The organism is Streptococcus infantis, from assembly GCF_047460825.1.
Lineage (GTDB): Bacteria > Bacillota > Bacilli > Lactobacillales > Streptococcaceae > Streptococcus > Streptococcus infantis_V.
This window is the reverse complement of record NZ_JASHFO010000037.1, coordinates 1-14139: the sequence shown is the minus strand read 5'-3', so window position 1 is coordinate 14139 and position 14139 is coordinate 1. Positions and strand designations below refer to the sequence as shown.

General features: G+C 39.5%; 12 protein-coding genes. 5 read left to right on the top strand and 7 right to left on the bottom strand.

What is annotated here, in order from left to right:
* Positions 1-330: 330 nt before the first annotated feature.
* Entirely contained in the window at positions 331-1818 is a 1488-nt protein-coding gene (gene zwf / locus QM911_RS08965; RefSeq protein WP_045763328.1) for a glucose-6-phosphate dehydrogenase, read from the top strand.
* A 37-nt stretch (positions 1819-1855) separates the two neighbouring features.
* On the opposite strand, the gene ftsY is transcribed toward zwf, so the two are convergent.
* The 3 genes from ftsY to QM911_RS08950 are packed head-to-tail and all read right to left on the bottom strand — an operon-like array spanning position 1856 to position 4914.
* Positions 1856-3301, bottom strand: a complete 1446-nt coding sequence (gene ftsY / locus QM911_RS08960; RefSeq protein ID WP_414313781.1) for a signal recognition particle-docking protein FtsY — start codon at positions 3299-3301, stop codon at positions 1856-1858.
* 3 nt (positions 3302-3304) lie between these two features.
* Positions 3305-4123, bottom strand: coding sequence for a Cof-type HAD-IIB family hydrolase (locus QM911_RS08955; protein ID WP_000763410.1), 819 nt, complete (start codon positions 4121-4123; stop codon positions 3305-3307).
* Positions 4123-4914, bottom strand: coding sequence for a Cof-type HAD-IIB family hydrolase (locus QM911_RS08950; RefSeq protein WP_414313780.1), 792 nt, complete (start codon positions 4912-4914; stop codon positions 4123-4125). The genes QM911_RS08955 and QM911_RS08950 overlap by 1 nt, the downstream gene beginning before the upstream one ends.
* Before the next feature lie 332 nt (positions 4915-5246).
* On the opposite strand from QM911_RS08950, the gene QM911_RS08945 reads away from it, so the two are divergent.
* Entirely contained in the window at positions 5247-5714 is a 468-nt protein-coding gene (locus QM911_RS08945; RefSeq protein ID WP_075228267.1) for an 8-oxo-dGTP diphosphatase, read from the top strand.
* Between the two features lie 124 nt (positions 5715-5838).
* On the opposite strand, the gene QM911_RS08940 is transcribed toward QM911_RS08945, so the two are convergent.
* The 4 genes from QM911_RS08940 to rnc all read right to left on the bottom strand — a co-directional run bounded on the left by QM911_RS08940 (position 5839) and on the right by rnc (position 11566).
* On the bottom strand, positions 5839-6417 hold the full coding sequence (locus QM911_RS08940) for an HD domain-containing protein (protein ID WP_414313779.1): 579 nt from the start codon (positions 6415-6417) through the stop codon (positions 5839-5841).
* A 172-nt stretch (positions 6418-6589) separates the two neighbouring features.
* On the bottom strand, positions 6590-7249 hold the full coding sequence (locus QM911_RS08935; protein ID WP_049508829.1) for a trimeric intracellular cation channel family protein: 660 nt from the start codon (positions 7247-7249) through the stop codon (positions 6590-6592).
* An 88-nt stretch (positions 7250-7337) separates the two neighbouring features.
* The gene (gene smc / locus QM911_RS08930; protein WP_414313778.1) at positions 7338-10877 is read right to left on the bottom strand and encodes a chromosome segregation protein SMC; all 3540 of its coding nucleotides are present in this window, start codon (positions 10875-10877) and stop codon (positions 7338-7340) included.
* Positions 10868-11566, bottom strand: a complete 699-nt coding sequence (gene rnc, locus QM911_RS08925) for a ribonuclease III (protein WP_414313777.1) — start codon at positions 11564-11566, stop codon at positions 10868-10870. Before rnc ends, smc begins: the two co-directional genes overlap by 10 nt.
* Before the next feature lie 153 nt (positions 11567-11719).
* Between rnc and QM911_RS08920 the strand changes: the two genes are divergently transcribed.
* Genes QM911_RS08920 through ffh form a run of 3 tightly spaced genes read left to right on the top strand, consistent with a single transcriptional unit; the run spans position 11720 to position 13853 of the window.
* A complete protein-coding gene (locus tag QM911_RS08920; protein WP_000402065.1) occupies positions 11720-12052 on the top strand; it encodes a putative DNA-binding protein in 333 nt (110 codons plus the stop codon).
* Positions 12053-12054: 2 nt separating this feature from the next.
* Entirely contained in the window at positions 12055-12270 is a 216-nt protein-coding gene (locus QM911_RS08915; RefSeq protein ID WP_414313776.1) for a 2-oxoglutarate:acceptor oxidoreductase, read from the top strand.
* Positions 12271-12287: 17 nt separating this feature from the next.
* Positions 12288-13853 carry a signal recognition particle protein gene (ffh, locus tag QM911_RS08910; protein WP_414313775.1) on the top strand — a complete coding sequence of 522 codons (1566 nt, stop codon included), beginning with the start codon at positions 12288-12290 and terminating at the stop codon, positions 13851-13853.
* Positions 13854-14139 lie beyond the last annotated feature (286 nt).

Sequence of the window (14139 nt, the reverse complement as noted above, 5' to 3'; positions counted from 1 at the left end):
ACTGTTTTGAGGTTGTAGATGGAACTGACGTAGTCAGCTCAAAACACTGTTTTGAGGTTGTAGATGGAACTGACGTAGTCAGCTCAAAACACTGTTTTGAGGTTGTAGATGGAACTGACGTAGTCAGTAACATATATACGGTAAGGCGACGCTGACGTGGTTTGAAGAGATTTTCGAAGAGTATGAAATTAAGTTTTGGCTCAGACTCTTAATATAGACGTATTGGATTTTTGGATTTTTTAGAAAATTATGATAAAATAAAGGATATGAAAAATGGGGACTCCTCATGCCTAGTTTAACTAGGAAACAAAATAGAAATTAGGTAGCTAGATGTCATCAAAAGTTATTGTTACAATTTTCGGTGCAAGTGGGGATTTGGCCAAACGTAAGCTCTACCCTTCACTTTTTAGACTTTATAAATCAGGTAATCTTTCTGATCATTTTGCTGTTATTGGAACTGCTCGTAGACCTTGGAGTAAGGAGTATTTTGAATCTGTCGTTGTCGAATCTATTTTAGACTTGGCAGACAGTGTGGAAGAAGCTCAAGCATTTGCGAGTCATTTTTACTATCAAAGTCACGATGTTAATGATACTGAGCACTACATCGAACTACGCAAGCTTCAAGCTGAGTTAAACGAAAAATATCAGACTGAGCACAACAAGCTCTTCTTCCTCTCAATGGCACCTCAGTTCTTTGGTACCATCGCTAAACACCTAAAATCAGAGCAGATTGTTGATGGTAAAGGCTTTGAACGTTTGATCGTTGAGAAACCTTTTGGAACAGACTATGAGACTGCAAGCAAACTAAACGAAGAACTCCTAGCTACTTTTAACGAAGAGCAAATCTATCGTATCGACCACTATCTCGGTAAGGAAATGATTCAAAGTATTTTTGCCATTCGCTTTGCTAATATGATTTTTGAAAATGTTTGGAATCGTGAGCACATCGATAACGTACAGATTACCTTTGCAGAGCGTCTAGGTGTTGAAGAACGTGGTGGCTACTATGATGAATCTGGTGCCCTACGAGACATGGTTCAAAACCATACCCTCCAACTTCTGTCACTCCTTGCTATGGACAAGCCAGCAAGCTTTACAAAGGATGACATTCGCGCAGAGAAAATCAAGGTCTTCAAGAACCTTTACCACCCTACAGATGAGGAACTCAAAGAGCAATTCATCCGTGGTCAATATCGTTCTGGTAAAGTTGATGGCATGAAATACATCTCTTACCGTAGTGAACCAAATGTTAACCCTGAATCTATGACAGAAACCTTTGCTTCAGGTGCTTTCTTTGTAAATACTGATCGCTTCCGTGATGTACCTTTCTTCTTCCGTACAGGTAAACGCCTCACTGAAAAAGGAACACACGTGAACATTGTCTTCAAGCAAATGGATTCCATTTTCGGAGAGCCTCTAGCACCAAACGTGCTTACCATCTATATCCAACCAACTGAAGGATTCTCTCTCAGTCTTAACGGTAAAAAGGTAGGGGAAGAGTTTAGCCTTGCGCCAAATTCTCTTGACTATCGAACAGATGCAACTGCAACAGGTGCTTCGCCAGATCCATATGAAAAACTGATCTATGATGTTTTGAACAATAATTCAACTAACTTTAGCCATTGGGATGAAGTGAGTGCCTCATGGAAATTGATTGACCGTATTGAAAAGCTTTGGGCTGAAAACGGTGCTCCACTCCATGACTACAAGGCTGGTACTATGGGGCCTCAAGCTAGCTTTGAACTCCTTGAAAAATACGGTGCTGAGTGGACTTGGCAACCAGATATCGCCTATCGTAAAGATGGTCGCTTAGAATAGAAAAAATATCCTGCAAGAATTCTTGCAGGATTTTCTTTTATATCAAACCTTCTAGAAGGCCCTTCATAAAGTTCTCAGAGTTAAACTCACCAATATCATCGATTTTTTCACCAAATCCAATCAACTTAACAGGGATATTGAGTTCTTCACGGATAGCAAGAACGACACCACCTCGGGCAGTTCCATCAATTTTGGTTAAAACAATTCCTGTAACAGGCGTAATTTTTGAAAACTCTTTGGCTTGTACAAGAGCGTTTTGTCCTGTTGAGGCATCTAGAGCTAGGAAGGTTTCATGCGGAGCTTCTGGCACGACACGTTTAATGATACGACCAATTTTTTCCAACTCCGCCATCAAGTTTTCCTTGTTTTGTAAACGGCCAGCTGTATCAATCATGAGAATGTCAACACCTTCTGCTACTGCTCGTTCCATCCCATCAAAGACCACACTGGCAGGATCAGCTTTTTCAGGCCCAGTAACCACAGGAACATCTACACGGCGACCCCATTCCGCTAACTGAGCAACTGCACCAGCACGGAAGGTATCTGCAGCAACCAGCATGACTTTCTTGCCAGCTTGTTTGTAACGGTGAGCAAGCTTACCAATAGATGTTGTTTTTCCGACACCATTAACACCTACAAAGAGCATAACTGTCAAACCATCTTGGAAGTTAATGCTTTCATTGTATTGTCCATCTTTTTCGTAAAGCTCTACCAATTTTTCGATGATGACACGACGGAGGGCATCAGGTTTCTTAGCATTTTCAAGCTTGGCTTCATAGCGCAATTCTTCAGTAAGATTTGAAGCTACCTGTACACCAACGTCACTCATGATTAAGAGTTCTTCTAGTTCTTCGAAGAATTCTTCATCAACAGAGCGGAAGTTAGCAAAGAAGGCATTCAAACGAGCACCAAATCCCGTACGAGTTTTCTTGAGACTACGGTCATACTTTTCCTGTACAGTCTCTTGAACTTGAGGAGTTTCTTCGATTACTAGATCTTCTTCCACTTCTTGAGAAGTGTCTGCTTCCGTCTCGTCTGATTGAGCTTGATCAGCTTCTTCCTCGCCACTATCACTTGAAGGTACTTCTTCGACTGGTGACTCAAATTCTTCTGCAACAAATTCCACTACTTCTTGAGAGCTGGCTTCAGTTTCTTCAACTTTTGTTGACTCTTCCTGACAACAATGGCATTCAGTTTCTTCTTCAAGCTGAATTTCTTCCTGAGGAGTTGCTATTGGTTCAACTGTTTCTGTAGTAGTTTCTGCTACTGGTTCTTCCGACTCACTAGCTTCTTTAGAATAAGTTTCCTCAAATTCTGAACTTTGGTCGATTTCTTCAGTATTTTCCTCTTCAGCTTCCTTGCTTACAGATTCTGTAACTTCGTCGCCAGGTTCTGTCAGATCCAAGTTTTCCAAAGCTTCTTTAACAACTTCTTCTATTTTTGGTTCTTCTTTTCTACCAAATAAACGGTCAAATAATCCCATGCTTTAGTTCTCCTTCAGTACATATTTTTCAATGGCCCAGGCAACAGCTTCCTCGTCATTGGTCATAGGGGTCACCACATTTGCAACTTCCTTGACCTCAGGCACAGCATTTTGCATGGCAACGCCGAGTCCTGCCCACTCAATCATAGAAAGGTCATTGGCCTCATCTCCACATGCCATCACCTGACTTTGGTCAATTCCTAGGTGGTCAATCAATTTAGCTAATCCAGTAGCCTTATGAACGTTCTTTGGTGACCATTCCAAAAGCATGTCGCGAGATTTAAAAATTTCATAATTGTTAAACAAGTCTGATGAAATGTTAGCAATTGCTGCATCCAGTGGTTCTTGGGCAAAGGCTGTCACACATTTATTGTAGGTCATCTGACTAGACAAATCTTCAAAGTCAATTGGAACAAAAGTCAGTGCAGGATTAAATTTAGCATACAGACTCTCTTGATCTGATTGGATTTGGTAAACGGTTCCTTCTGAAATAGCATCTAAAGGAATACCTAGTTTTTCAGTTTCCTCATAAATACGTGTCACATCATCAATCGAGAATACTGTCTTATCAAGGATTTCACCCGTATTTTTCTGAACCAATCCACCATTAAAGGTAATGGTATATTCATCATCATGGCCCTCTGTCCCTAGCTCTTTGAGGAAGAAATCCATGGCCTTGAGGGGACGTCCAGTTGTCAGTACCACTTTGACTCCCTGATCACGCGCAGCCTTTAAAGTTGCCTTGGTACGATCAGTTAATTTCTTGTCTGTCGTCAGCAAGGTTCCATCTAAGTCCAAAGCAATTAATTTAATATCTGCCATTACAATTCCTCCATATAAGCAATAACTGATTGGTCCTTGTGGTGTCCAATAATTGTTTCAGCAAGTTCTAAAATCTCTGGACGAGCATTTTCAGGTGCCACTGGGTGCCCAACCACTTGCATCATGTGAAGATCATTTAGATTATCACCAAAGGCCATCACTTGATCCATATCTAGATTTAATTTCTTAGCCAATTCAACAATAGCGACTCCCTTATCAACATGGTCTAAAACAATATCAATGGATTCAAAGCCTGTCGTCATAGCCTTGACCCCAGGAACATGTTCATTGACCCAAGCTTCTCCAGCGTCAACCGTTTCTTCAGTGAAGTTAGTTGTGAATTTGAAAATCTCATCGGTAATATCTTCAAGACTAGCTACTTTTTTGATATTTTCATTGTAATGATGACTAAACATAAGATAGGTTTCATCTACTGTGTCTAATACATAGCAAGCCTCTTTACCAGTCAAAAGCATCTTTTTCTCATCAAAATATGGTGAAGTTTTTAGCTTTTCAAATGTTGATAGGTAAAAATCACGAGGCATGGTTGCTTCATAGAGGTCCTCTCCATGGAAACGAACGAGACTCCCATTTTCAGCAATGAAAATAATCTCGTCTTTGACATCCGCAAAATGCTTTTCAAGTGACAAAAGCCCACGACCTGAGGCAACAGCAAAGTAGATTCCTTTTTCTTTATAAGAATGGAGCAACTTTTTCAGACGCTCCATATCGAATTGACCGGCAGCATCCAAAAAAGTACCGTCCATATCCGTTGCTACTAATTTAATCATAAATTCTTCATACTCCAATTAATAAATCTACCTTCTATTATACCATAGAAAAAGTAAAAAAAGACGTGCTGAATTGACACGTCTTTGTCTTCTATAAATAATCCCGTAGGGCCAATTTAAAGGCCAGGCTGATTTGCTTACTTTCTTTTATATCCAACCTCTCAACACTTTTCTTCCAAAGTTCTTGATTGAAGTCTATTCTGAGAGTTCATCAGCTATTGCGTAAAAATTGTCAATCTTTGGCTGAGATACATTTGTCACAATCATAAATAGCATATAGTTCTTGACATATAATCTTGCATATGAAAAAATACTTGTTGGAGGTTAATCATATGACTGAAAAAATCAAAAACTGGGTTAATATTTGCGTTTTGAAAAATCAAGAAATTTTATTACTTAATAGACAGCACGATAATTTTCCCGGCTGGATTCCACCGGGGGGAAAAGTTGAATTCCCTGAAAGTTTTTTTGAAGCTGCATTACGGGAACTTAAGGAAGAGACTGGTCTCACTGCATTAAATCTTGAATTAAAAGGAATTTCAGGCTTTACTAATTCAATTGGTAATGAGAGATTTGTCTTCTATGACTTTTTATGTACTCAGTTTACTGGTGAACTAAGTACATCTACTGAAGGTGAGCCAAAATGGTGGAATCTAAAAGATATTAATAAAATACCAATGCAAGATGAAATAAGAAAAAGGCTACCACTTTATTTAAGAAAAGGAAGCTTTGAAAGTATTAACTATTGGGATGATAATAAGAAATGCATTAGTGAAAACAAAACAATTTTATTTGACTAATATTCTCTACGGTATAATCAAGAGTATCCAAATAAAAATCATCTACTCTAGCAATTTTTTCCTTCTACCTATAGATAGCTATAAAGCCTTGGAAACAGATTATTCCAAGGCTTTCTCTATATTATTAAAAATATAAGCCCTTTTCCACACTTTCCTGAATTAACTCTTCTGTCAGTTTCCATAATTTTTCTGATTCACTTTTTATGAACTTTTTCTTTTCTAATACCATGTCTGCACTGATATTATCAGGGTTATAATTGATTTCTGACACTTCCAAGTGATTTATCAGCGGTACCAAGGCGTCGATAACTCTTGCATATCTTGCTTCAGAACTCTGCCCTTTTTCAAATTCCAACCACGAATTTTTCATTTGTAAATATTTTTCTTCTGGAAGGATACTCAGTGTTTTTTCAATAGATGCTAGTTCTCTATCATGAGAATGAAGCTTTTTTTCATCATCAAAAACCCAAGTATCACCGGCATAAATCTCACCTAAATCATGAATCAATAACATAGAAGTGACTTTTTCCATATCCAATTTTTCAGGATAATAATCTTGAAGAACCATCGCAGCTATGGCACCCTGCCAGGAATGTTCGGCACTATTTTCAAATCTGCCATCAAGAGTTCTATTAAATCTTCTTACTGACTTTAACTTCTCTATTTCTTTAATAAAATCAACTGAATGTTTCAAATTACTCATTGCTATTCCTACCTTATTCGAAATTACAAATATAATAGCAAAAATTAATCTTTACATCATTAATTTCCCGTATTTGCAAAAAAATAACGCCTAATCCACCTGAGATTAGACGCTGATAAAATGACTATTTTAAACTTATTTACGGGTTTAGAATCAAACTTTTAGCCATTCATCAATTCAAGGTTCTCTTATCCATATTTGGCAAAGAGAGTCGGAATTTAATGATGCAGAGTCGAATCACAAAACCAACAATAGAAACAATGATAAAGACAGTGATTCTTGGAAAGTGAAGGACAAAGGCCAACCAATAATAAATAACTCCAATTACGAAAGATAGAAGGGCATAAATATCTTCTTTTAGAACACTTGGGACTTCATTAATCAAGAGATCTCGGATAATTCCACCACCTGCACCCGTTAAACAGGCCAAAATCCCAGCCGACATCAAGTTCAATTTACTATCAGCTAAAGCTGTGGCTCCGATTAGAGAGAAGATAATTAACCCAATCGAATCAAAGATGAGGTAAGCTTCTCTCAACCACTTATAGAACTTTTTTTCATGACTAGCATTGGCCTGTTTTGAAGTTACAAAGACATACATGATAACCGCTACAAGGATAGAGACATAAATCGGACTGGGATCAGCAAGAGAGGAAGGAAAACGACTGATAATAGAATCTCTCAAAATCCCTCCGCCTACTGCCGTTACAATTGCCAATAAACTAATTCCAAAAATATCTAATCGTTTACCAAATCCTTTAATGGCTCCTGAAGCCGCGAAGGCTATAGTCCCAATATAATTACAGATTATTAGGAATAGATCGAAATCCATATAAGCTCCTCAAATTATTTTTGTAACCCTCCGACTTCTTGAAGGTCATTCTAAATACTTTAGCTTGAAATGTTGTATCGAAAACAAACTAAGCATCCATATTCTCTAAATCTTTTAGTTTAACAGAGACAATCTTAGAAACACCAGATTCTTGCATAGTTACCCCATAAATAGAGTCTGCGGCTGCCATGGTACCCTTACGGTGGGTAACGACGATAAACTGGCTATCCTTGTCAAATCGATTGAGATAATCTCCAAAGCGTTTAACGTTTGCTTCATCGAGTGCAGCCTCTACTTCATCCAAGATAACAAATGGAATGGTCTTGACACGAATGATTGAGAAGAGCAAAGCAAGAGCTGACAAGGCCTTCTCTCCACCACTCATGAGATTGAGAGATTGGATTTTCTTGCCCGGTGGTTGCACAGAGATTTCAACACCTGCTGTCAACAAATCACTTTCTGTCAGAATTAGGTCTGCTTGACCACCACCAAACATCTGCTTGAAGGTCACTTTAAAGGATTCACGAATAGCTTCGAATGTTGACTTAAAGCGTTCTTTCACTTCATCATTCATCTCTGTAATGGTTTCAAGAAGTAAGTTTTTAGCAGAAAGAATATCATCTCGCTGACTATTCAAGAATTCCAAGCGTTCGTGTACTTCGTCAAACTGTTCAATAGCATCCAAGTTAACCGGACCAAGTGAACGGATGGATTTTTCCAAATCCTTGACCTCTTGTTCAGCGACAGCCAAGTCTTCCAATTGGTTGGCTTGTTCTAACGCTTCTGTATAACTAATCTGGTATTCTTCAGTCAGTTGACCTTGAAGATAGCGAAGGCGGTCCGTAATCTTCTCTTTAGTTGCTTCTGCACGTGTTTGCTTACGAATCCATTCTTCATTTTGCTGACGAGCTTGATCCAAATGACTGGCAATATCATCCAATTGACCTTCAATATCATCTAGTTCAAACTGCTTACGAATGAGCCCTTGTTGAAGTTCTTCCTTCTGACTCTTGGCTTCTGCTTCCTGCTTGGCCAAAAGTTCTGTATCAACTTTTTCAAGATTGTCTACCTTTTCTTGGAGAAGACGTTCGATTTCATCTTGCTCGATATTGAGGTTCTCAAGTTCTTTGTTAATCCGTTCAATATCTGCAACTTCGTAACGTTTTTGTCCTATCATTTCTGTTTTGAGCAGACGTTCTTGGGAAAGTTTATCCTGCAAGTTTTGGTAACGTTCCTGAATAGCATTTTTATTGGACTTAATTTCTTCAATCTCAGACTCCAGCTTTTGCTTTTCAGTTGAAATAACTGCAAGTCGTTCTTGGCATTTTTCTTTTTCAGTTTGCCAATCTCCACCTCTGAGATTGTTTAATTCTTTTTCCTGAAGTTCTAGAAGTGTTTCGAGTTCTTCGACTTGCTGGCAAGTTTGTTGATAAGCAAGATATAAGCCCTGCTCCTCTATACGAGCTTGCTCTCCTTTAGACTTAATAGTTTCCAAAGTCTGAGTGAGGGTAGCTAAGCTTTCTTGAACTGTTTTCAGTTTTTCTTCTTCCTGACTAAGGAGCTTTTCTTCTTGAGCAATTTCTTTTTGTAACTGCTCCAATTCAGGCTTGATGAAAATACTGTTATTTTGACGATTGGCACCACCAGCATACGAACCACCTGTTCGCAATTCTGTACCATCTAGCGTTACCATTCGAACTTGATAGCGTACCTTACGAGCCGCATCACGCGCATGCTCTACCGTATCAAAGATTGCTGTTGTAGCTAGCAAGTTTTTAAAAATAGCTTCATGCTTTGCATCAAAGCTAACTAGTTCATCTGCCATGCCAAGAAAACCTGGACTTGAGGCAATCACATCTTGGTTCTGACTAGAAATGCTACGAGCCTTAATGGTTGTCAACGGTAGGAAGGTCGCACGACCAGCTCGGTTTCTTTTAAGAAAATCAATAGCCTTGGTAGCTGCCTGTTCATCTTCAACGATAATGTGTTGGCTACTTGCACCAAGAGCAATTTCAAGTGCTGTCTGATAACGAACATCAAAGGTTAAATGTTCACTAACAGCTCCAACAATACCTCCTAGGCGATTTTTCTCTTGTAAAACACTCTTAACACCAGCATAGAAATTACTATGGTTTTTAAGAATGTTTTCCAAACTTTGCGCCTTGGCCTGCTTGTTTTTCAGACTATCCAAGCGGTCAAATAGTTGATTTTGCTGGCTTTGATAAGCCTGCTTTTGTGCTTCTTCTTCTTTGGCACTGGTTTGATAGTCAGCGAGTAAGTTCTGTACTTCTTCTTTAGCAGACTTTAGGGCAAGCTCTTGGTCAGCAGCCTTAGACTTGGCAGTAGCCAATTGTTCCTTCAAGGATACTAATTGTTCTTCCTGCTTTTGAGTCTGTTGGCGGCTATTTTCAAGGTCATTTTCAATACGTGTCAGCTGGTTAGAGACATCTGCTTCTTCTTGTAAAAAGGCAACGAAACGTTCACGCAATTGCTCAATCATTTGGTCTGGATCATCAGAAAAAGCTAACAACTCAGCTTCTAAACGATTGACTTCCTTAGTATTGACAGCTAGATTTTCTTCTAACTGACTGAGATTTGTTTCTTTTTCTTCCCTCTCTTGAATGAGAACATTTCTCTTTTCGTCCAAACTAGCCAAACGAGCCTGCGCTTCTTGTTGATTGAGAGCAACCTGCTCAGTTTCTAGTTTAGATAAAGCTAACTTACGTTCTAAATCACTGATTAAACTAGTCAAATCCATCAAGCTTGACTGGTCTTTTGCCATCTCAGCCTGCAAATCATGACGTTTCTTTTTGAGAGTTTGATTCTCTTCTTCTAAGTCTTGACGTTTTTGATAATAACTAGTCAACAATTCTTGGACTTGGTTTAATTCTTCTTCTGTTACATCCAATTCAGCTTTATTGGCTTGAATTTGTGCAACTAAAACATCAAAGTAGATGGCTTTACGCTGACCGTCCAAGTCCATAAATTTACGAGCTGTTGCTGCTTGCTTTTCTAATGGTTTGATTTGATTATCTAACTCATAAATGATATCTTCCAAACGATCCAAGTTGTCCTGAGTTTGTTGGAGCTTGCTTTCAGTTTCTTTTCGACGGGTTTTATACTTCAAGACTCCGGCAGCTTCTTCAAAGATAGCGCGGCGTTCCTCAGGCTTAGAGTTAAAAATCTCTTCAACTTTCCCTTGGGAAATAATAGAGAAGGAATCACGTCCAAGTCCAGTATCCAAGAAAAGATCATGAATATCACGAAGACGAACTTTTTTACCGTCAATCTTATACTCACTATCTCCAGTACGATAGATATGACGTTCCACCTTGATTTCCTGGCCTGCATCCTTGATAAAGCCATCTTGGTTATCCAAAGTAACAACAACAGAAGCGTAGTTTAGAGGTTTCCGACTTTCTGTTCCTGCAAAGATGATATCAGGCATCTTCCCGCCACGCAGACTCTTGACACTAGATTCACCAAGTGCCCAACGGAGGCTTTCAGTGATATTTGATTTCCCAGAGCCATTTGGTCCTACAATCGCCGTCACCCCTTGGTCAAAAACAACCTTGGTCTTGTCAGCAAAGGACTTAAACCCTTGGATCTCAATTTCCTTTAAATACATGAATCCAGCCCTTTCTCAACTGCATTTTTAGCGGCTTCCTGCTCGGCCAATTTTTTAGAGCGTCCTTTACCTGAACCTAGACTTTGCCCCTCAACAAGGACTTCAACCTCAAACATCTTATCATGGGCTGGCCCAATCTCTGAAATCACCTGATAACGAATATCAACATCTCCATTAACTTGGAGCAATTCTTGCAGGTGAGTCTTATAATCCTTGATCATCTCAAAGTCGCCAGCTTCAACCTTTGGAATCATGACTTGGTAGATAAAGGTTTTAACAGTTTTTATATCCTTATCCAAAAGAAGGGCACCCAAAAAGGCTTCGAAGGCATCCCCCAAGATCGTATCTCGGTTACGGCCTCCCGATTTTTCCTCACCCTTACCAAGCTTGATAAACTGGTCAAACTGACAATCACGGGAAAAACCAGCCAAACTCTCCTCACGTACAATCATAGCTCGTAGTTTTGACAAGTCCCCTTCTGGTTTTTTAGGGTATTTTTTAAACAGATATTCTGAAATTAATAATTGCAGAACAGCGTCTCCTAAAAATTCCAAGCGTTCGTTGTGTGAAATTTTTAAGAGGCGGTGCTCATTGGCATAACTGGTATGGGTAAAAGCTGTTTCAAGTAAGCTTTTATCTGCAAAAACAAGCTCAAAACGGTCTTGTAACACTGATTCTAATTCTTTCATGATTACCTCTTTCTAAATCATTATAATCCTATCCATTATATCAAAAAAAGGCTTCATAGTCAGAAAAGAACAGTGAAAAGCTTATTTTCTAACTTCTAGCTAAAATCAGCCCCCAGCTAGCGGATTGGGCTTTTTTTTGGTATAATAAATCTTATGGAAATTGAAAAAACCAATCGAATGAATGCTCTGTTTGAATTTTATGCAGCCCTTTTGACTGATAAGCAGATGAACTATATCGAACTCTACTATGCAGACGACTATAGTTTGGCTGAAATTGCTGAAGAATTCGGTGTCAGTCGCCAGGCTGTTTATGATAATATCAAACGAACTGAAAAGATTCTGGAAGACTATGAGATGAAACTCCATATGTACTCTGACTACATTGTTCGCAGTCAGATTTTTGATCAGATTTTGGAGCGTTATCCAGAGGATACTTTTCTGCAAGAGCAAATTGAGATTTTGACCAGTATTGATAATAGGGAGTAATCATGGAAAATCTTGTCGTCTATAAAGGAATACCCTGTAAATTATTAGCTGCAGAGGAACCATTTCCTAGTCGACTACAGATTATCTCGCCCAATGATATCTCCAAAGCTATGCAAATAGGTTTTAGCTGTTGGGGATATCCAAATGAAATCATGAAAGAAGTCACACCCGAAGAACTAGAGTGTTTGCAACATTTCGGACGATTTCCACTGAATTGAAAAAATAGGAGAAAAACATGGCATTTGAAAATTTAACAGAACGTTTGCAGAACGTCTTTAAAAACCTACGTAAAAAAGGGAAAATTACAGAGAGCGATATCCAAGAAGCAACCAAGGAAATTCGTCTGGCTCTTTTAGAGGCTGACGTTGCTCTGCCAGTTGTTAAGGACTTTATCAAGAAGGTTCGTGAACGTGCAATCGGGCATGAAGTCATTGATACCCTCAATCCAGCCCAACAAATCATCAAGATTGTTAATGAAGAATTAACAGAAATTCTTGGTTCAGACACAGCTGAGATTATCAAGTCACCAAAAATCCCAACCATTATCATGATGGTCGGTTTGCAGGGGGCTGGTAAAACAACTTTTGCAGGTAAACTTGCTAACAAACTTAAAAAGGAAGAGGATGCTCGTCCTTTGATGATTGCAGCCGATATCTATCGTCCTGCTGCTATCGACCAATTGAAAACACTGGGACAACAAATTGATGTTCCCGTATTTGCTCTTGGTACTGAAGTTCCTGCAGTTGAGATTGTTCGCCAAGGTTTGGAGCAAGCCAAAGCCAACCATAACGACTATGTTTTGATTGATACGGCAGGTCGTTTGCAAATTGACGAACTTCTTATGAATGAGCTTCGTGACGTTAAAGCACTTGCTCAACCAAATGAGATTCTCTTGGTCATCGATGCCATGATTGGTCAGGAAGCTGCAAATGTTGCGCGTGAATTTAACGCTCAGTTAGAAGTTACTGGTGTTATCCTTACTAAGATTGATGGGGACACTCGTGGTGGTGCGGCCCTTTCTGTTCGTCACATCACTGGAAAACCAATCAAGTTCACTGGTACTGGTGAAAAGATTACCGATATCGAAACCTTCCACCCAGACCGTATGGCTAGCCGTATTCTCGGTATGGGGGATATGCTGACTCTGATTGAGAAAGCTTCCCAAGAATACGATGAGCAAAAAGCCCTTGAAATGGCTGAAAAGATGCGAGAAAATACCTTTGATTTCAACGATTTCATCGATCAGTTGGATCAGGTACAAAATATGGGGCCAATGGAAGATTTGCTCAAGATGATTCCGGGTATGGCCAACAATCCTGCACTTCAAAATATGAAGGTGGATGAAAAACAAATTGCTCGCAAACGTGCCATCGTCTCTTCTATGACTCCTGAAGAACGTGAAAACCCAGACTTGCTTACTCCAAGTCGCCGTCGTCGTATCGCTGCCGGTTCTGGTAATACCTTTATCGAAGTCAACAAGTTCATCAAGGACTTCAACCAAGCTAAACAGCTCATGCAAGGTGTCATGTCTGGTGATATGAACAAGATGATGAAACAGATGGGCATCAACCCTAACAACCTTCCTAAAAATATGCCTGGAGGTATGGATATGTCCGCCCTTGAAGGTATGATGGGACAAGGTGGTATGCCTGACTTGTCAGCTCTTGGAGGAGCAGGAATGCCAGAAATGAGCCAGATGTTTGGTGGAGGTCTCAAGGGCAAAATCGGTGAATTTGCTATGAAGCAATCCATGAAACGCATGGCCAATAAAATGAAAAAAGCTAAGAAAAAACGCAAATAAAAAGGAGAGTGGGACAGAAATCGGTAATTCGTTAGAATTCGATTTCGTCGTACCACCTCCGCACAGTTGAGTAGGGCTGTAAAAGCTGATGAAATCAGCGTAGTAGAGCCCTACTCAACCACTGCGTCTTGATCGACAATCCAAAGATAATTGAGAGGCTGGGACAGACAGCCATGACGACATAGCCGTCACCCACAGAAACACGAAAATAAAGACAAGAGCCCTCATTTAGAAGTATAATCTAAGTGAGGGCTTTGTGGTTGATAATTTCTTGAATATCACTTTC